Genomic DNA, 17,280 nt, shown 5'->3' with positions numbered 1-17,280 from the left:
CGTAACCTGAATGACCGTCTGCTTTCAGGCGTTTGCTCCTGGTAACGGGAATTGCTCACGCAGGGGCGGCGCGTGACCGTACACTACGCGCCGTCAGCTCACGGGGGCACGCCCGCCGTCCGGGTGAAGCGCCGGAGCGCGAAAGGGGCGGTCGCCTTCCGGCGACCGCCCCAACTGCTCATTCCCGGCTCAGGATTCGCCCTCGGCCCGCTTGCGGATGTGCAGCTGGCGGGCGGCCTCGGCCGTGGATCCGGACACCGACGGGTAGACGGTGAAAGCGCTGGCCACCTGTTCGACCGTCAAATTGGCGTCCACCGCGAGCGAAATCGGGTGGATCAGTTCGCTCGCGCGCGGGGCGACGACCACGCCGCCGACCACGATGCCGGTGCCCGGGCGGCAGAACAGCTTCACGAAGCCGTCCCGGATGCCCTGCATCTTCGCCCGCGGGTTGCCGCGCAGCGGGAGCTTGACCTCGACGGCGTCCATCTTCCCGCACTTCACGTCGGCGGCGGTGTAGCCGACGGTGGCGATCTCCGGGTCGGTGAAGACGTTGGAGGCCACCGTCTTCAGGTTCAGCGGCTGCACCGCGTCGCCCAGCGCGTGGTACATCGCGATCCGGCCCTGCATCGCCGCCACCGAGGCCAGCATGAAGACGCCGGTGCAGTCGCCCGCGGCGTAGACGCCGGGGGCGCTGGTGCGGGAGACCCGGTCGACCTGGATCTGGCCCCAGTCGTTGAGCTTGACCCCGGCCTCCTCCAGACCCATGTCGGCGGTGTTGGGGATCGAGCCGACCGCCATCAGGCAGTGCGTGCCCCTGATGACCTGGCCGTCGGCGAGCGTCACCTCGACGTGGTCGCCCACCCTCTTGGCGCCCTCGGCCCGGCTGCGGCTCATCACGTTCATGCCGCGGCGGCGGAAGACCTCCTCCAGCACCTCGGCGGCGTCCGGGTCCTCGCCCGGCAGCACCCGGTCGCGGCTGGAGACCAGCGTGACCTTGGAGCCGATCGCCTGGTAGGCACCGGCGAACTCGGCGCCGGTGACGCCGGAGCCGACCACGATCAGCTCGCGCGGCAGCTCCTCCAGGTCGTACACCTGCGTCCAGGTGAGGATGCGCTCCCCGTCGGGCTGCGCGTCGGGCAGCTCGCGCGGGTGGGCGCCGGTGGCGATCAGCACCGCGTCGGCGCGCAGCGACTGGACGCTGCCGTCGGGGCCGTCCACCAGCACCTCGCGGGAGCCGTCCGCGCCCTGCCCGTCGGCGCCGAGCCGGCCGCGGCCGCGCAGCACGGTCACGCCGGCCCGGGTCACGGACTGGGTGATGTCGTGCGACTGGGCGATCGCGAGGCGCTTCACCCGTCGGTTGACCTTGCCGAGGTCCACGCCGACCACCCGGGCCGATCCCTCGATCGGGGGCGTGTCGTCGGCGACGATGATGCCGAGCTCCTCGTACGAGCTGTCGAAGGTGGTCATCACCTCCGCCGTGGCGATCAGGGTCTTCGACGGCACGCAGTCCGTCAGCACCGCCGATCCGCCGAGCCCGTCGCGGTCGACGACGGTCACCTCCGCGCCGAGCTGGGCCGCCACCAGGGCCGCCTCGTATCCGCCGGGTCCGCCACCGATGATCACGATCCGAGTCACGTGCACCATTGTCCCGCACGCCGGGGCCGCCGCCACGCCGGGGTCACGGCTGCCCGGCGAACGGCGGGCGGCGATCCGCCCGGCACCGCCCGGCCGGGGGCGACGGCCGCCCCGGCGCCGCCGTCCCCCGGCGGATCACGGGTGCCAACTCCCGTAGGCTGACGCCCATGCCCCTCTACGCCGCGTATGCCACCAACCTCGATGCCCGGCAGATGACCCGCCGCGCTCCGCACTCGCCGCTGCGCGGCACGGGCTGGCTGGACGGCTGGCGGCTGACCTTCGGCGGCGAGCAGCTGGGCTGGGAGGGCTCGCTGGCCACCGTGGTGGAGGACGAGAAGGAGCAGGTCTTCGTCTCCCTCTACGACGTCTCGCCGATGGACGAGGAGGGGCTGGACCGCTGGGAGGGCGTGCAGCTCGGCATCTACCGCAGGATGAAGCTGCGGGCGCACACCCTGGACGGCGACATCCAGGTCTGGACGTACGTCCTCAACGACTACGAGGGCGGCCTGCCCGCCGCCCGCTACCTCGGACTGATCGCCGACGCCGCCGAGAGCGCCGGCGCCCCCGACGACTACGTGCTGGACCTGCGCCGCCGGCCCTGCTGACGGGCCGCCGACACCCCCGCCGGGGGGCCTTCCCGCCGCCGGGGCCGGGCCCCCGCCCCCGCCGCACCGCTCAGGGGCGAACCGCCCCGCCCCAGGACCGGGCCGTGGCGGCCAGTACCGCCGCCACCTCGGCGCGCTGCTCCGGATCGGTGCGCAGGCCGTTGCCCAGCTCGACGTGCAGCCACGGCACGCCGAGCCCCGCGGCGAAGCGCCCCTGCACGTTGGTCGTGCCCTCCAGGTGCCCGCACTTGTCGCGCCAGGCACGGCAGACCGCGAAACCGGCCCGCTCCAGGCCGTCGGCGGTGAGGTCGGCGGCCGGCCCCGCGGGCGCCGTCCCGCCGGAGACCACGGCGTCCCGCCCGGGCAGGCTCCCCTCGTCGAAGCCGTGCACCTGGACGCCGGGCAGCCCGCGCGCCGCCAGCGCCGCCGTCACCGCGTCGAACACCGTGTCGGTCCGGTGCGCGGGGTCGGAGGAGCCGTCCGCGCCGGCCTTGCGGTGCGCCCCGGCCAGCACCAGCACGCCGCCGGGCGCCGCCCGGAAGACGTCGACGCCGAGCAGTTCGGTCCGGCTGTCGAAGATCGGGTGCGGCACCTGCACCGACCAGGACGCCTTCGCCGACAGGTCCAGGTAGACCCGGCCCCAGCCGCGCTGCGCCTCCGCCGCCGACGACGCGTCCGCGATCTCGGTCAGCCGCCGCCCGGAGCCGCTGTCGACGAACTCGGTCAGCCGGTAGCCGACCGTCCGCAGGCTCCGGCCGGCCCGGTCCCGGTCGCCCTCCACCGCCTGCGCCACACCGTCCGCGATCGCCCGCCGCTGCCCCTCGTCGGGGGAGGTGTACGGCGTCGAGGGCCCGAACCCGGCGGTGTACGCGTCCACCCGGGCCGCCAGGTCGACCCGGTCGGACCCGCCCGCGCCGGAGGCCGAGCGGCCGGGCCGGGCGTCCGCAGCACCGGAGCGCGCACCACCGCCCGGCACGCCGCCGGCGCCGAGGGCCGCCGCCGTCAGCACCACCGCCAGCGCGGCCAGGACCAGCAGCAGCACCAGCGGCAGCACCCGGCGTCCGGAACCCCGTATCTCCATGCCGCAGAACCTACCGGCCCGCACGGGCCGTGACCGCCGGGCCCCGGGGCGGCCCGGCGCAGGGCCGTCGGAACGGCGCACCGTCACCCCCGCGATCGGTATCCACCCGTTACCGCTACCGGCCGGTCGGGCGAACAGACATGCGTATGCTTTTCTGGCTCCCTTCACGGAAGCATCACGACAGCCGTCCCGGGCGGGCGGGCCGTCCGCCCTCCATCGACATCGAGGCAGTCTCTTGAGCTCGGCAGCGTCAGCGCCTCGTCAGCACCGCTACCGGCGCCGGGCCGACATGCCCCTGCTCGGTGGGATCCGGCCGCCGATCGCGCTGCTGCTCGTCCTGCTCCTGGGGGTCTCCGGCCTCACCGCCGTCGCCGTCGGCGGGCTCCACCTGGACGACGCCCCGCAGGCGATCCGGGAGTCGCAGCAGTACGCGGCCGTGGACGCCGCCACCGCCCTGCGCGCGTCCGTCAACGAGAACGCCACCGACCTGCGCCGCGCCGCCGCCCGCTTCGACGCCGCCCCCGCCGAGCCGGCCGCCGTGCTCGGCGCGCTCGGCCAGGCGTACCAGAAGTGGCGCGGCACCGTGATCCTCCAGCCGGGCAGCGGCAAGCTGCTCGCCGCCCGCGGCGAGACCGTACCGCTGGCCGGCCTCGACCTCACCGCGCTCGGCGAGAACGCACCCGCCCCCGCACTCACCTCCTCCGCCGGCGGCCCGCGGCTGCTGACCTTCGCCCTGGTCGCCACCCCGGCCGGCGGACGGGCGCTGCTGGTGGCCTCCGGCGGCCTGCGACTGCCCAGCATCACCACCGGCAAGACCCAGAGCCTTCAGGTGCTCGACGACACCGGCGCCGTCCTGGACAGCACCGGCCCGCTGCTCACCGCCGAGCCGGACAAGCGGATCGTCACCACCGCCCGGGCCCGCGCGACCCGGCAGCCCGCCGGCGGGGAGGACCTCGTCTCCGGCAGCCTGGTCGGCTCGGCGGACCAGCACGGGGCCCGCCGGATCGTCGGCTACGCGGCCGTCGCCGGCACCGGCCCGCAGGACCTCGCCGCGCCGCTCGGCCTGACCATGGTCTCCAGCACCACCGTGGACCGGCAGGCGGGCAGCCTGCGGCACCCGCTGCTCGGCCTGGCCGCCGCGGGCATCCTGCTCCTGATCGCCCTGCTGGTGGCCGGCCTGCTGGTGCGCACCCTGCAGCGTCCGCTGCTGGGGCTCTTCCTGGAGTCCCGCCGGCTCACCCGCGGCGAGCGACTCGACCAGCCGGTCACCGGCCCCACCCGGGGCGAGGCCGGCCGGATCACCCGCGCGCTGGAGGAACTGCGCCTCCAGCTGCGCGACCCCGCCCGGCAGCCCCCCGCCGCACCGGAGGAGGGCGGCGGGCGCCGACGCCGCTTCGCCCCCGGCATCGCCCTGCCGCTGGCGCTCAGCGCCGTGGTCGTGCTCGGCTGGTCCGGCCCGCTGCTGCTGCTCAGCGGGGACAAGGGCGCGATCCGGGTCCCCGGCCAGGTGGTCTCCGCGCAGCGGGACCGCACCGACACCACCGCGGACCGGGTCCGGCAGGCCCTGAACGAGGGCTACGCCGACCTGAAGTCGATCGCCCCCGGTCTCGGTGACGGCACCGAGGCCAAGCCGATCGAGACGGTGCTGCGCGCCGCACTCGCCGACCACGGCCGCTACCGCTCGCTGTACGTGCTCGGCCCCACCGGCGCCGTGGTGGCCCGGGCCGGCGAGGCGCCGCGGCACTCCGGCGCGGCGACGCTCGGGGCGGACGGCGTCCTGCTCCTCAACAAGTCCGGCAAGGAACCGCAGATCGCCGCCCGGGTCGTGCTCGGCCCGCAGGCGGCCGCCGCCGCGGCCGATCCGAACGCCGACCCGAACGCCGAGCCGGCCGCACCGGCCGTGCCGACCGCCGTGGTGGTCGGTGAGTTCAAGCGCGAGTTCCTAGACGGCCTGCTGACCCGGCCCGGTCTCGGCCGGGTCTGGCTGGTCGACGAACGGCACCGGATCCTCTCCGCCAACGAGGCGTTCAGCTCGTTCGGCGAGCTCCCCGAGCACCGCGCCGAGGGGGTGCTGACCGCGGCGGCCAAGAGCGCCGAGGCCGACGTGGTCCGCCACGACGGGGATCCGGCCGTGCTGGCCGCCGCACCGCTCGGCGGCAACGGCACCGTGGGCAGGCTCGGCTGGTCCGTGGTCAGCGCCCAGCCCGTGGCCTGGCTGCACCTCGACCAGAACAAGGCCGACCGGCGGGCGGTGCTCGCCGGCATGCTCGGCCTGGCCGCCGCCGCGCTCTGTCTCGGCTGGCTCTTCATCGCCGTCGGCATCCCGCTGCGCCGGCTCGCCGCGAGCGCGCGGGCGCTGGCCGCCGGCGACCGGCGGACCGTTCTGTACCCCGTGCACCACGACGAGGTCGGGGCGGTGGCGAGAAGCCTGGAGCTGCTGCGCCAGTACCTGGAGCAGCGCGGCCGGCAGGCCGCCGGCCGGAGCGCCGCACGGGCGGCGGGTCAGCCGGCGGACCCGCCGGGCGCCCCGGCCGCCGCCGGACACCGCTGAGGCCCGGACCGCACCGACCCGCCGCACCTGCCGACCCGCCGACCCGCCGACCCGCCGACCACCACGCCACCGCCCGCCACGACCGCCCGCCGCACCGGCCGAAGGACTGTCCCCGTGCTCTTCCTGTACATCGTTCTGGTGGTGTGCTGCGCCGTGCTCCTGGTGGCGGGCATCGTCGAGCAGCGCCGGCACTTCGCCGCCCTGGAGCAGATCCCGGTCCGGGTGCTGGTCAACGGCATCCGGGGCAAGAGCTCGATCACCCGGCTCTGTGCGGGCGCGCTGCGCGGCGGCGACCTGGTCACGGTGGCCAAGACCACCGGCACGGCGGCCCGCTTCATCCACCCCGACGCCACCGAGGAACCGGTCTACCGGAAGTTCGGCATCGCCAACGTGGTCGAGCAGATCGGCATCGTCCGCCGGGCCGCCACCTACCGGCCCGACGCCCTGGTGATCGAGTGCATGGCGGTGATGCCGGCCCTCCAGGAGGTCAACCAGACCAAGCTGATCCGCTCCACCATCGGCGTGCTCTGCAACGTCCGGGAGGACCACCTCGCGGAGATGGGCCCGACCCTGGACGACGTCGCGCGCTCCCTCTCCCGCTCGATGCCGGTCGACGGCATCTGCGTGACCGCCGAGCGCGACCGGGTGGACATCCTCCGCGAGGAGGCCGCCAAGCGGAACTGCGAGCTGATCGTGGTCGACCCGGAGACGGTGAGCGACGAGGAGCTGCGCGGCTTCAGCTGGTTCACCTTCAAGGAGAACGTGGCGATCGCCCTGGCCGTCGCCGAGCTGCTCGGCGTGGAGCGCGGGACGGCGCTGCGCGGCATGTGGGAGGCGCCGCCGGATCCGGGCGTGCTCTCGGTCGAGCGGTACCTCACCGCGGACGGCAAGCGCCTGCGCTTCGCCAACGTGTTCGCGGCGAACGACCCCGAGTCGACGCTGATGAACGTGCAGCAGCTGCTGGACCTCGGGGCGATCCACCGCCCGCTGAACGTGGTGATCAACTGCCGCCCGGACCGGGTGGAGCGCAACGGCCAGATGGGCTCCATCGTGCCGGACCTCGACCCGGAGACGGTCTTCCTGATCGGCCACCCCACCAAGAGCGCCCGGGACGGCATCCCGGCCGACTGGCAGGGCCGGGTGGTGGACCTGGGCGGCGACCGCCGCGACCCCGCCGAGCTCACCGCCGAGCTGCTGGCCGAGCTGGGCCGGGACTCCTCGCTGGTCGCGGTCGGCAACATCCACGGGCAGGGCGAACTCTTCCTGGAGGAGCTGGCGCTGCTGGCCCCCGACGACGACCAGGAGCAGCCCGAGCCCCTGTTCGAGTCCCCGCCCGATCCCCTGCCCGAGCCCCAGCCCTGGTCGGAGCCCGCACCCGCGCACCGACCGCTGCGGACACCGGAGGCCGAACCCGCGGCGGCCGGCTGGTACCGGCCCCCGGCCGGCGCCGAGCCCGACCCCGGCGCGCACCGGCCCTGGGAGACCGCGGCGCCGTGGGAGACCGGCGCACCCCGGGTGCCCGAACAGCCCGGGCCCTACCGGCAGGAGCACCCCGCCCCGTACCAGCCGCAGCAGCACCCGTACCCGGAGCCCGCGCAGCAGTACCCGTACCCCGAACCGGGCCCGTACCAGCCGCAGCCGTACGAGCAGCCGCAGCAGTACCCGTACCCCGAACCGGGCCCGTACCAGCCGCAGCCGTACGAGCAGCCGCAGCAGTACCCGTACCCGGAGCAGCAGCAGTACGAGCAGCCGCAGCAGTACCCGGAGCAGCCCGGGCAGTACCCCGTCCCGGAGCAGCCCCGGCCGTACCCGGCCCCGCAGCAGCAGCCCCCGTCGCAGTACCAGTACCAGTACGGAGACCAGCAGTGATACCCACCGAGCTCACCCCCGAGATCGCCGCCATCGGCATCGCGCTCGGCCTGGTCTTCTCGCTCGTCTGCTACCTGACCACCAACCTCTCCCCCGGCGGCATGATCACCCCGGGCTGGCTGGCGCTGACCCTCGTCGAGGACCTCCAGCGGGTGGGCATCGTGGTCGGCGTCACGCTGCTGACCTACCTGGCGACCCGGCTCGTCCAGAAGCTCGTCATCCTCTACGGCAAGCGGCTGTTCGCCGCCGTGGTGCTCACCGGGGTGATGCTGCAGGCCACGGTGATGCTGGTGCTCCAGCGCGAGCTGCCGACCCTGTACGCCAACCAGACGCTGGGCTTCATCGTGCCCGGCCTGATCGCCTACCAGCTGGTGCGCCAGCCGAAGGCCGCGACGCTGATGGCCACCAGCACGGTGACCCTGGCCAACTACGTGGTGCTCACGGCCGGCCTGCTGCTCGGCGCCCTGCCCGGCTCCTGAGCGCGCGACCCGCCGCACCGCCGACCGCACGGCACGCACCGACCGGCCCCGTACCCCGCCACCTCCCGAGGACCCCCGTCATGAGCCTCTCCCGCAAGTCCCTGGCCAGTGGCGCGCTCGCGCTGACGCTGCTCGCCACCAGCGGCTACCTGACCGTGGAGCTCCGGCGACGGGCGGACCAGCCGGCGGCCACGGCGGCGCCCCTGCTCGCCTCGGCCGCGCACGCCTCCGTCCAGGCGGCGCCGCAGGCCTCGGGGGCGTACCGCTACGAGCGGCTGGCCGGCCCCGACCGCACCGTCGTGCGGGATGCCGGCGGCGCCGTCCTGGCGACCCTCACCGACAAGGCCAGGACGGCCGTGCTGACCGGCCCCGGCCGGACCTTCGCCGAGCCGGGCACCACCACGGCGACCGTGACCGGCGACTCCTGGGTGCGGCTGCTGCCGCAGCCGTGGAAGGCCGGCGCCGAGGGCGAGGCGTGGTTCCGGACGTGGTTCCAGCAGTCGCTGGGCAGCACCGCGGACGACGTCCTGGCGATCGCCACCCAGTACATGGCGGGCGCGGCGGCCGAGAAGGACGCCAAGGGCGTCCGGTACCGGGGTGACGCCTCGTTCGGCCCGATCAACCCGGACGGCTCCTCGGGCCAGGACCTGCGCCTGGAGCAGACCGACTTCTTCGACTACCTCGGGATCCCGTTCACCTTCGCCGACAAGACCACCCGTCAGCCGGACAAGACCCGCTACGGCGCCTTCGACTGCTCCGGCTTCGTCCGGATGGTGTACGGCTACCGCTCGGGCTACCCGCTGCTCAGCAAGGACGTGGCGGGCGCCGGGCTGGCCCGCAGCGCCAACGGCCTGGCCAGGCTCTCCCCCGGCGTGCCGGTCCTGCCGCTGACCACGCTGCCGGGCTCCGACGTGACCGTCCGGCCCGCCTCGATCGACACGCTGCAGCCCGGTGACCTGGTCTTCTTCGAGATCGACACCCGGACGGGCGCCCGGCTGGACCACACCGGGATCTTCCTCGGCATCGACACCGACGGGCACCCGCGCTACATATCCAGCCGGGAGGAGGCCGACGGGCCGACCTTCGGCGACAAGGGCGGCACCGCCCGACTGGACGACAACGGCATGTACGCCAAGGGCCTGCGCAGCGCCAAGCGGCTCTGAGAGCGCGGCTCCGGGGCCGGGCCGGCGCCCTCGCGGTCACGGTGCACCCGCCCCGCGACCGCCCCCGGGCGCCCGCTGCGCCGTCCGCGCCGCGGGCGTTTGTAGGTACCGCCGGGCGGGCACGGTCAGATCCGGCCTCGACCTGTGGTTTTGGGTCATCCGGGTAACAATCCGGCACGGCCTGGCAGGGTTTTCTACGCGCGTAGCCGATTCCCGTCTATCCTCGGCTACGTGAACGTATCTCCTCAGTCGGTCGTCTCCGCCGACCCCTACGCCGCCGCCCAGGCCGCCGCCGAGCGCCTGCGCGAGCTGACCGGTGCCGAGCGCCACGATGTCGCCCTGGTGATGGGCTCCGGCTGGGTGCCCGCCGCCGATGCCCTGGGGGAAACGGTGGCCGAGTTCGCGGTCACCGAGCTCCCCGGCTTCCCCGCCCCCGCCGTCGCCGGCCACTCCGGCAAGATCCGGTCCGTGCGGATCCCCGGCGCCGACGGTGAGAAGCGCGCCCTGATCTTCCTCGGCCGCAACCACTACTACGAGGGCTACGGCGTGGCCACCGTGGTGCACGGCGTGCGCACCGCCGCCGCCGCCGGCTGCCGCACCATCGTGCTGACCAACGGCTGCGGCGGTCTGCGCGAGGGCTGGGTCCCCGGCCAGCCGGTCCTGATCAGCGACCACATCAACCTCACCGCGGACTCCCCGATCGTCGGCGCCAACTTCGTCGACCTGACGGACCTCTACTCCAAGCGGCTGCGCGAGCTCTGCCGCGAGGTCGACCCCTCCCTCGACGAGGCCGTGTACGTGCAGTTCCGCGGCCCGCACTACGAGACCCCGGCCGAGGTGCACATGGCCCGGGTGATCGGCGGCGAGCTGGTCGGCATGTCCACCACGCTGGAGGCCATCGCCGCCCGCGAGGCCGGTGCCGAGGTGCTCGGCATCTCCCTGGTCACCAACCTGGCGGCCGGCATCACCGGCGAGCCGCTCAACCACGCCGAGGTGCTGGAGGCCGGCAAGGCCTCCGCCGAGCGGATGGGCGCGCTGCTGGCGAAGGTCCTTGAGCGGATCTGAGCCGCCCACGGCGCAGAATCATGAGTGACGGGGTCCGCGGGACGCGTCCCGCGGACCCCGTCACCGCGCGCCACCCCCTGCGCCGCACGGCCCCGCCCGTCCGAAGCAGCCGTCCGCCCGCGGGCCCCGGCGTCCGCACGTCCCGCCCGGTCCGCGGAGCCCGACCCGTCCACGGACCCCGTCCCCCGCGACTCCCGTCCGTCCGCGGACCCCTCGCGGACCTCCCGGCCGATCTCCGCCCGACACCCCGCTGGAGCTGGAAGCCATGACGCAGGCACCCACCACCACCGACCTCCTCGCCCGGGCCCGGGCCTGGCTGGCCGAGGACCCCGACCCGCAGACCCGCGCGGAGCTGTCGGCCCTGCTCGCCGAGGCGGAGGGCGAGACCGAGACCGGCAACCGGATCGCCTGGTCCCGGCTGAGCGAGCGCTTCGCCGACCGGCTCCAGTTCGGCACCGCCGGGCTGCGCGGCGAACTCGGCGCCGGCCCGATGCGGATGAACCGGGCCGTGGTCATCCGGGCCGCCGCCGGCCTGGCCGCGTACGTCCGGCGCGAGCAGCTCGGCGACCTCGTGGTGATCGGCTACGACGCCCGCCACAAGTCGTACGACTTCGCCCTCGACACCGCCGCCGTGATGGTCGGCGCCGGGCTGCGCGCCGCGCTGCTCCCGCGCGCCCTGCCGACGCCGGTGCTCGCCTTCGCGATCCGCCACCTGAGCGCCGCCGCCGGCGTCACCGTCACCGCCAGCCACAACCCGCCGCAGGACAACGGCTACAAGGTCTACCTGGGCGACGGCGCGCAGATCGTGCCGCCCGCCGACGCCGGCATCGCCGACGAGATCGACGCCGTCGTCGCGCTCGCCGACGTCCCGCGGGCCGAGGAGGGCTGGGAGGTGCTCGGCGAGGACGTCGTCGAGGCGTACCTCGCCCGGGCCGCCGGCGTGCTCGAACCGGGCGGCCCGCGGGACCTCGACGTGGTCTACACCCCGCTGCACGGCGTCGGCCGGGACGTCCTGGTCGCCGCCTTCGCCAAGGCGGGCTTCCCCGCCCCCACCTTGGTCGCCGAGCAGGCCGAGCCCGACCCCGACTTCCCGACCGTGGCCTTCCCCAACCCGGAGGAGCCCGGGGCGATGGACCTCGCCTTCCGGACCGCCGCCGCGGCCGGCCCCGACATCGTCATCGCCAACGACCCGGACGCCGACCGCTGCGCGGTGGCCGTCCCCGACCGGACGGCCGCGAGCGGCTGGCGGATGCTGCGCGGCGACGAGGTCGGCGCACTGCTCGGCGAGGCCCTGGTGGCCAAGAAGGCCGTCGGCACCTTCGCCACCACCATCGTCTCCTCCACCCTGCTCGGCCGGATCGCGGCCGCCGCCGGGCTGGGCTACGCCGAGACGCTGACCGGCTTCAAGTGGATCTCCCGCGCGGAGGGCCTGCGCTACGGCTACGAGGAGGCGCTCGGCTACTGCGTCGACCCGGAGGGCGTCCGCGACAAGGACGGCATCAGCGCCGCCCTGCTGGTCGCCGAGCTCGCCGCCGGGCTCAAGCGCTCCGGCCGCACCCTCACCGACCTGCTCGACGACCTCGCCCTCGAACACGGGCTGCACGCCACCGACCAGCTCTCCGTCCGGGTGGACGACCTGTCGCTGATCGCCGACGCCATGCGGCGGCTGCGCGAGCAGCCGCCGACCGTGCTGGCGGGGCTGCGGGTCACCCAGGCCGACGACCTGACGGCCGGCTCCGCCGACCTGCCGCCCACCGACGGCCTGCGCTACCAGCTGGCCGGCGAGGGCGGCGTCCGCTCGGCGCGGATCGTGGTCCGGCCCTCCGGCACCGAGCCCAAGCTCAAGTGCTACCTGGAGGTCGTCCTGCCGGTCGGCTCGGCCGACGGCCTGGGCGCGGCCCGCGAGCGGGCCGCCGCGGTGCTGGCCGGCATCAAGCGCGACCTCGCCGAGGCGGCGGGCATCGACGGCTGACATCCGCACGAGCACCCGCCCGGCGGGTACGCAGTCGCGAACGGGCCCGGCCGACGATCGTCGGCCGGGCCCGTTTCGTGTGCGGGGGCGCGGTCAGGCGGCGATGACCGCGATCAGGGCGACCAGCCCGGCCAGGGTCGGCGCGATGATCCACCAGCACCAGGCGGCGGTCGCCTCGCCGGCGGCCTCCGGCCGCCCGGCGTTGCGCTCGGCGAGCTCCTGCAGCACCTCGACCACCTGGTCGGAGTAGGCCCGGTTCGGGTCCACCGCACCCGGTACCGCGGGCGTGCTCGGCCGGACCAGGGAGCCCAGCCGGGAGGCGTGCGGGTCGCCGGACGCGGCGCTGCGCGCGGCCTGCCGGTTCGCCCGCTTGCGCTGGCGCAGGGACACCGGCACGGCCCAGACCTGGTACTTCTTGCCGCTCGCGAACAGTTCGACCGAGTATCCGGCGCGCAGCCCCTCGACCGAGGCCCACGGCGCGTGGACGGTCCGCAGCGGGTTGCGGACCAGCAGCCGCCGGCTGCCGGCGAGGACGGCGGGGCGCAGCGTGTAGGCGATGACGGGGAACGCGAACACCGGCGCGGCGGCCAGTGCGACCCAGGGGGTCTTGCCGGTGCCGTTGAGGACGGCGTCGCCGATCAGCCAGCCGGCGATGGCCAGCAGCATGACACCGGAGATGATGCCGGGAACGGAGCGGTACACGCGGTCGGCGTACACGGGCTCGTCGTCGGGGGCGGCGGAGCCCTGGTGGGGCGTGCCGTCTGAATCGGTCATGCCGACGATTCTGCCCCATGGGCCCCTCGATCCACAGGGGTCGAGGGGCCCGGGCACCCGGGGAGCGGCCGAGACCGGGCCTAGGCGGTACGGCGGCGCAGGGTGGCGGCGCCGAGGGCGAGGGCCAGCAGGGCCGCGCCCGCGATCACGGCGAGGTCCCGCAGCAGCAGGCCGCCGACCTCGCTCGTGGCGGTGAGCCTGCTCATCGCGTCCACCGCGTAGGAGAGCGGCAGCACGTCGGAGACCCACCGCAGGCCGGTGGCCATGCTCTCGCGCGGCACGAAGAGGCCGCAGAGCAGCAGCTGCGGCAGGATCACGGCCGGCAGGAACTGCACCGCCTGGAACTCGGTGGCAGCGAAGGCGGAGACCAGCAGTCCCAGGGCCATCCCGAGCAGGCCGTCGCCGAGGGCTACGGCGAACACCAGCCAGGTCGGCCCGGCGACGTCCAGGCCGAGCAGGCCCACCGTGAGCGCGGAGGCCAGCGCCGCCTGGACGAGCGCGACCACGCCGAAGGCGAGCGCGTAGCCCAGCAGCAGGTCGAGCCTGCCCAGCGGCATGGTGAGCAGCCGCTCCAGGGTGCCGGTGGTGCGCTCGCGCAGCATCGCCACCGAGGTGACCAGGAACATCACCAGCAGCGGGAAGATGCCGAGCAGTGCGGCACCGATCCGGTCGAAGGCCTGGGGCTGGCCGTCGTACATGAAGCGCAGCAGGGTCAGCAGCAGGCAGGGCACGACCAGCAGCAGGGCGATGGTGCGCGGGTCGTGGCGCAGCTGGGCGAGTACCCGGCGGGCGGTGGCGGTGGTGCGGGCGAGGTTCATGCCGCTGCTTCCGTTCTGCCCGCCACCAGGGTGAGGAAGGCGCTGTCGACGTCGGCGGCGCCGGTGCGGCGCAGCAGTTCGGCGGGGGTGTCGTCGGCGAGCAGCCGCCCCTCGCGCATCAGCAGCAGGCGGTCGCAGCGCGCGGCCTCGTCCATGACGTGGCTGGAGACCAGGAGGGTGCGTCCGGTGTCGGCGAGGTCGCGGAAGAGCCGCCAGAGGTCCTGCCGCAGGACCGGGTCGAGGCCGACCGTCGGCTCGTCCAGGATCAGCAGTTCGGGTCGGCCGAGCAGGGCGGCGGCGAGCGAGACGCGGGCGCGCTGGCCGCCGGAGAGCCGGGCGGCCAGGTCGTGCTCGTGGCCGGTGAGGCCGACCTCGGTGACGACGCGCTTCGGGTCGTCCTTCGGCGCGCCGAGGACGGTGGCGAAGTAGCGGAGGTTCTCGGCGACGGTGAGGTCGCCGTAGACGGACGGTGCCTGGGTGACGTATCCGACGCGGTGGCGCAGGCCCGCGCCGCCGGCGGGTTCCCCGAGCACCTCGACGTGGCCGGCGGCGGTCTTCTGGACGCCGACGATCGAGCGCAGCAGGGTCGTCTTGCCGCAGCCGCTGGGGCCGAGCAGCCCGGTGACCGATCCTCGCGCCACCTCCAGGCCGAGGTCGCGCAGGACGGGCCGGCCGCCGCGCAGCACGGTCAGCCCGGTGACCCGGATCGCGGGGGGTTCGCCCGCGAGTGAATTCATCATGCGATGAGTTTCTCGCCGCGCACCACTCCCGTCAAGCGCCCGGCGCCCCTCCCTCAGGCGCCGCCCAGATACCCCTGAAAGGTCGGCGCCAGCAGCGGCACCAGCTCCGCCCGGGTGGCCGAGGCCAGCGGCTCCACCTTCAGCACATACCGCGCCATCGCCAGCCCGAGCACCTGCGAGAGCATCAGCTCCGCGCGCAACTCGGCCTGCTCCAGGCCCAGTTCGTTCGCGATCCGAAGCACCAGCTCCTCCTGCACGAACCCCCGCATCAGCTGCGCCACCTGCTCGGTGGTGGCGGCGGCCCGCAGCAGTGCCAGCAGCCGCTCCAGCGCCGCCGGCTGCTCCCAGACGTCCAGCAGGAACCCGGCCACCCGCTCGCCGACCGTCGCCCGGTCCCCCGCGAGCACCAGTGCGACCACGGCCTCGGGCTCCACCGGGAACTCCATCGCCGCCATGAACAGGCGGTCCTTGCTGCCGAAGTAGTGGTGCAGCAGGGCCGCGTCCACCCCGGCCGCCCGGCCGATCGCCCGCATGCTGGCCTTCTCGTAGCCCCGCGCCGCGAACTCCGCGCGGGCCGCCTCCAGCACCGTCCGACGGGTGTCGGCGCCGCCGGGGCGCCGACCGGTCTTCTTGCGGGGGGCGGGGGGCTGCTCTGCGGTCGTCACCGGACCATTGTCCGCACCCGGCGCCCCGGCCACCCGTTCGAGTGAGCAGGATCGTTACTTCTCCGCAGGCGAACCGCCGGGCCCCAGGCTCTGCCGCATGAGCAACGAGATCGTGGCGCCCAGCAGCCTGCCCACCCAGACCGGGGCCGGAAACCTCCCGCCCGGGTACGACAGCCTGCTGCGCGACACCAAGGCCGAGATCAACTCGGCCCACTTCCGGGTGCACCGGGTGATCAACACCGAGATGATCGAGCACTACTGGCGGATCGGGCGGATCATCCTGGAGCGGCAGGAGCGGGAGGGGTGGGGGACGGTTCCTCCAGGAGCTCGGCGTGGGCTTCGCCTTCATGGGTCGGCAGTACCCGCTCCAGGTCGGCGGCCAGCAGTTCACGATGGACCTGCTCTTCTACCACGCCCGCCTGCACCGGTACGTCGTCGTCGAGCTGAAGATCGGCCGCGCCCAGCCGGAGCACCTCGGCAAGCTCGGCTTCTACACCGCCGTGGTCGACGACAAGGTCCGCGACCCGAACCGGGACGACGCGACGCTCGGCATCCTGATCGCCGCCCACCGGGACGAGGACGTCGTCCAGTACTCGCTGCGCGGGACCGACCAGCCGCCGGCCGTGACCACCTACCGGACGCTGCCCGCCGAGCTGCGCCCGCTGCTGCCGAGCCCGGAGGACCTGGCCCGGGTGACGCACGAGGTGCTGGAGAAGCACGGGGTCACGGAGGATGGCGAGGCGTAGCGGCGGGCGGGTCCGGCGCCCGGCCCCGGGTGCCGGACCGGCCGAGGTCTCGGTCCCGTATCGAACGGCGACAGAAAGGGGCTCGCCCTAGCGGACGACTACGCGCGTAGATATGCTGGTCTGGTGACTATGTCCACTGTTGCAGCCCAAGCCTCCAGCGCTGCGGGCGGCGGCCTGAGTGACGTCGCGTCCTCCGAGGCCTCGCTCCGCCGTTTCCTGCACGGTCTGCCAGGAGTCGACGCCGTCGGCCTGGAAGCCCGCGCCGCCACCCTCGGCACCCGCTCGATCAAGACCACGGCGAAGGCGTACGCCATCGACCTGGCGATCTCGATGATCGACCTGACCACGCTGGAAGGCGCGGACACGGTCGGCAAGGTGCGCGCCCTGTGCACCAAGGGCAGGAACCCCGATCCGACCGACCCGACCACCCCCCGCGTCGCCGCGATCTGCGTCTACCCGGACATGGTCGCCACCGCGAAGGCGGCCCTGAACGGCACCGACATCCAGGTCGCCTCGGTGGCCACCGCCTTCCCCGCCGGGCGCGCCTCGCTCCCGGTGAAGCTGGCCGACACCGCCGACGCGGTGGCCGCCGGCGCCGACGAGATCGACATGGTGATCGACCGGGGGGCCTTCCTCTCCGGCCACTACCTGTCCGTCTTCGAGGAGATCACCGCCGTCAAGGAGGCGTGCAAGCGCCCCGACGGCACCGCGGCCCACCTCAAGGTGATCTTCGAGACCGGCGAGCTGCAGACGTACGACAACGTGCGCCGCGCCTCCTGGCTGGCGATGCTGGCCGGCGCCGACTTCATCAAGACCTCCACCGGCAAGGTCGCGGTCAACGCGACGCCCCCGGTGACCCTGCTGATGCTCGAAGCCGTCCGCGACTTCAAGGAGCAGACTGGGATCCAGGTCGGTGTGAAGCCCGCCGGTGGCATCAAGACCACCAAGGACGCCATGAAGTACCTGGTCATGGTCAACGAGACCCTCGGCGACGACTGGCTGAGCCCGCACTGGTTCCGCTTCGGCGCCTCCAGCCTGCTCAACGACCTGCTCATGCAGCGTCAGAAGCTGACCACCGGCCGGTACTCCGGTCCCGACTACGTGACGGTGGACTGAG

Annotated in this window: 14 protein-coding genes and 1 pseudogene; 9 read left to right on the top strand and 6 right to left on the bottom strand. The window is 74.3% G+C overall.

What is annotated here, in order from left to right; translation table 11 throughout:
- Positions 1-189 precede the first annotated feature (189 nt).
- Positions 190-1,644, bottom strand: a complete 1,455-nt coding sequence (locus tag ACFTWP_RS07545) for an NAD(P)H-quinone dehydrogenase (protein ID WP_380263292.1) — start codon at positions 1,642-1,644, stop codon at positions 190-192.
- A 158-nt stretch (positions 1,645-1,802) separates the two neighbouring features.
- Here ACFTWP_RS07545 and ACFTWP_RS07540 point away from each other — a divergent pair, with 158 nt between their 5' ends.
- Positions 1,803-2,240, top strand: a complete 438-nt coding sequence (locus ACFTWP_RS07540) for a gamma-glutamylcyclotransferase (protein ID WP_380263291.1) — start codon at positions 1,803-1,805, stop codon at positions 2,238-2,240.
- A gap of 70 nt (positions 2,241-2,310) precedes the next feature.
- Here the strand turns inward: ACFTWP_RS07540 and ACFTWP_RS07535 are convergent, their stop codons facing one another.
- The gene (locus tag ACFTWP_RS07535) at positions 2,311-3,321 is read right to left on the bottom strand and encodes a hypothetical protein (RefSeq protein WP_380263290.1); all 1,011 of its coding nucleotides are present in this window, start codon (positions 3,319-3,321) and stop codon (positions 2,311-2,313) included.
- Positions 3,322-3,610: 289 nt separating this feature from the next.
- Here ACFTWP_RS07535 and ACFTWP_RS07530 point away from each other — a divergent pair, with 289 nt between their 5' ends.
- The 6 genes from ACFTWP_RS07530 to ACFTWP_RS07505 all read left to right on the top strand — a co-directional run bounded on the left by ACFTWP_RS07530 (position 3,611) and on the right by ACFTWP_RS07505 (position 12,420).
- Positions 3,611-5,872, top strand: coding sequence for a HAMP domain-containing protein (locus ACFTWP_RS07530; RefSeq protein WP_380263289.1), 2,262 nt, complete (start codon positions 3,611-3,613; stop codon positions 5,870-5,872).
- Positions 5,873-5,986: 114 nt separating this feature from the next.
- Positions 5,987-7,741 carry a poly-gamma-glutamate synthase PgsB gene (gene pgsB / locus ACFTWP_RS07525; protein ID WP_380263288.1) on the top strand — a complete coding sequence of 585 codons (1,755 nt, stop codon included), beginning with the start codon at positions 5,987-5,989 and terminating at the stop codon, positions 7,739-7,741.
- The gene (locus tag ACFTWP_RS07520) at positions 7,738-8,220 is read left to right on the top strand and encodes a poly-gamma-glutamate biosynthesis protein PgsC/CapC (protein ID WP_380263287.1); all 483 of its coding nucleotides are present in this window, start codon (positions 7,738-7,740) and stop codon (positions 8,218-8,220) included. The genes pgsB and ACFTWP_RS07520 overlap by 4 nt, the downstream gene beginning before the upstream one ends.
- 80 nt (positions 8,221-8,300) lie before the next feature.
- A complete protein-coding gene (locus tag ACFTWP_RS07515) occupies positions 8,301-9,383 on the top strand; it encodes an NlpC/P60 family protein (protein ID WP_380263286.1) in 1,083 nt (360 codons plus the stop codon).
- A 231-nt stretch (positions 9,384-9,614) separates the two neighbouring features.
- Positions 9,615-10,448 carry a purine-nucleoside phosphorylase gene (locus ACFTWP_RS07510; RefSeq protein WP_380263285.1) on the top strand — a complete coding sequence of 278 codons (834 nt, stop codon included), beginning with the start codon at positions 9,615-9,617 and terminating at the stop codon, positions 10,446-10,448.
- A gap of 265 nt (positions 10,449-10,713) precedes the next feature.
- A complete protein-coding gene (locus ACFTWP_RS07505) occupies positions 10,714-12,420 on the top strand; it encodes a phospho-sugar mutase (RefSeq protein WP_380263284.1) in 1,707 nt (568 codons plus the stop codon).
- A 93-nt stretch (positions 12,421-12,513) separates the two neighbouring features.
- On the opposite strand, the gene ACFTWP_RS07500 is transcribed toward ACFTWP_RS07505, so the two are convergent.
- The 4 genes from ACFTWP_RS07500 to ACFTWP_RS07485 form a co-directional block, all read right to left on the bottom strand.
- The gene (locus ACFTWP_RS07500; protein ID WP_380263342.1) at positions 12,514-12,966 is read right to left on the bottom strand and encodes a PH domain-containing protein; all 453 of its coding nucleotides are present in this window, start codon (positions 12,964-12,966) and stop codon (positions 12,514-12,516) included.
- 308 nt (positions 12,967-13,274) lie between these two features.
- Positions 13,275-14,012: an ABC transporter permease gene (locus ACFTWP_RS07495; protein ID WP_380263283.1), complete on the bottom strand. Its 738-nt coding sequence runs from the start codon at positions 14,010-14,012 to the stop codon at positions 13,275-13,277.
- Complete coding sequence (locus tag ACFTWP_RS07490; protein ID WP_380263282.1) at positions 14,009-14,752, bottom strand: ABC transporter ATP-binding protein; 744 nt, start codon at positions 14,750-14,752, stop codon at positions 14,009-14,011. The genes ACFTWP_RS07495 and ACFTWP_RS07490 overlap by 4 nt, the downstream gene beginning before the upstream one ends.
- 53 nt (positions 14,753-14,805) lie before the next feature.
- Positions 14,806-15,417, bottom strand: a complete 612-nt coding sequence (locus ACFTWP_RS07485) for a TetR family transcriptional regulator (RefSeq protein WP_380263281.1) — start codon at positions 15,415-15,417, stop codon at positions 14,806-14,808.
- 323 nt (positions 15,418-15,740) lie between these two features.
- Between ACFTWP_RS07485 and ACFTWP_RS07480 the strand changes: the two are divergent.
- Together ACFTWP_RS07480 and deoC are read left to right on the top strand one after the other, a co-directional pair.
- Positions 15,741-16,163 (top strand): annotated as a pseudogene (locus ACFTWP_RS07480) (PDDEXK nuclease domain-containing protein); the annotation flags it as partial.
- A 129-nt stretch (positions 16,164-16,292) separates the two neighbouring features.
- Positions 16,293-17,279: a deoxyribose-phosphate aldolase gene (deoC, locus tag ACFTWP_RS07475; RefSeq protein WP_380263341.1), complete on the top strand. Its 987-nt coding sequence runs from the start codon at positions 16,293-16,295 to the stop codon at positions 17,277-17,279.
- Position 17,280 lies beyond the last annotated feature (1 nt).

The organism is Kitasatospora sp. NPDC057015 (assembly GCF_042673745.1).
Classification (GTDB): Bacteria; Actinomycetota; Actinomycetes; order Streptomycetales; family Streptomycetaceae; genus Kitasatospora.
The sequence above is the reverse complement of the archived record's forward strand: the minus strand, read 5'-3'. Positions and strand labels throughout refer to the sequence as shown.

Excerpts from the sequence above, each read along its gene's own strand:
- ACFTWP_RS07515 (WP_380263286.1), top strand. The coding sequence starts at position 8,301 with ATGAGCCTCTCCCGCAAGTCCCTGGCCAGTGGCGCGCTCGCGCTGACG.
- ACFTWP_RS07505 (WP_380263284.1), top strand. The coding sequence starts at position 10,714 with ATGACGCAGGCACCCACCACCACCGACCTCCTCGCCCGGGCCCGGGCC.
- ACFTWP_RS07535 (WP_380263290.1), bottom strand. The coding sequence starts at position 3,321 with ATGGAGATACGGGGTTCCGGACGCCGGGTGCTGCCGCTGGTGCTGCTG.
- ACFTWP_RS07530 (WP_380263289.1), top strand. The coding sequence starts at position 3,611 with ATGCCCCTGCTCGGTGGGATCCGGCCGCCGATCGCGCTGCTGCTCGTC.
- ACFTWP_RS07540 (WP_380263291.1), top strand. The coding sequence starts at position 1,803 with ATGCCCCTCTACGCCGCGTATGCCACCAACCTCGATGCCCGGCAGATG.
- ACFTWP_RS07545 (WP_380263292.1), bottom strand. The coding sequence starts at position 1,644 with ATGGTGCACGTGACTCGGATCGTGATCATCGGTGGCGGACCCGGCGGA.
- deoC (WP_380263341.1), top strand. The coding sequence starts at position 16,293 with ATGTCCACTGTTGCAGCCCAAGCCTCCAGCGCTGCGGGCGGCGGCCTG.
- ACFTWP_RS07495 (WP_380263283.1), bottom strand. The coding sequence starts at position 14,012 with ATGAACCTCGCCCGCACCACCGCCACCGCCCGCCGGGTACTCGCCCAG.
- ACFTWP_RS07490 (WP_380263282.1), bottom strand. The coding sequence starts at position 14,752 with ATGATGAATTCACTCGCGGGCGAACCCCCCGCGATCCGGGTCACCGGG.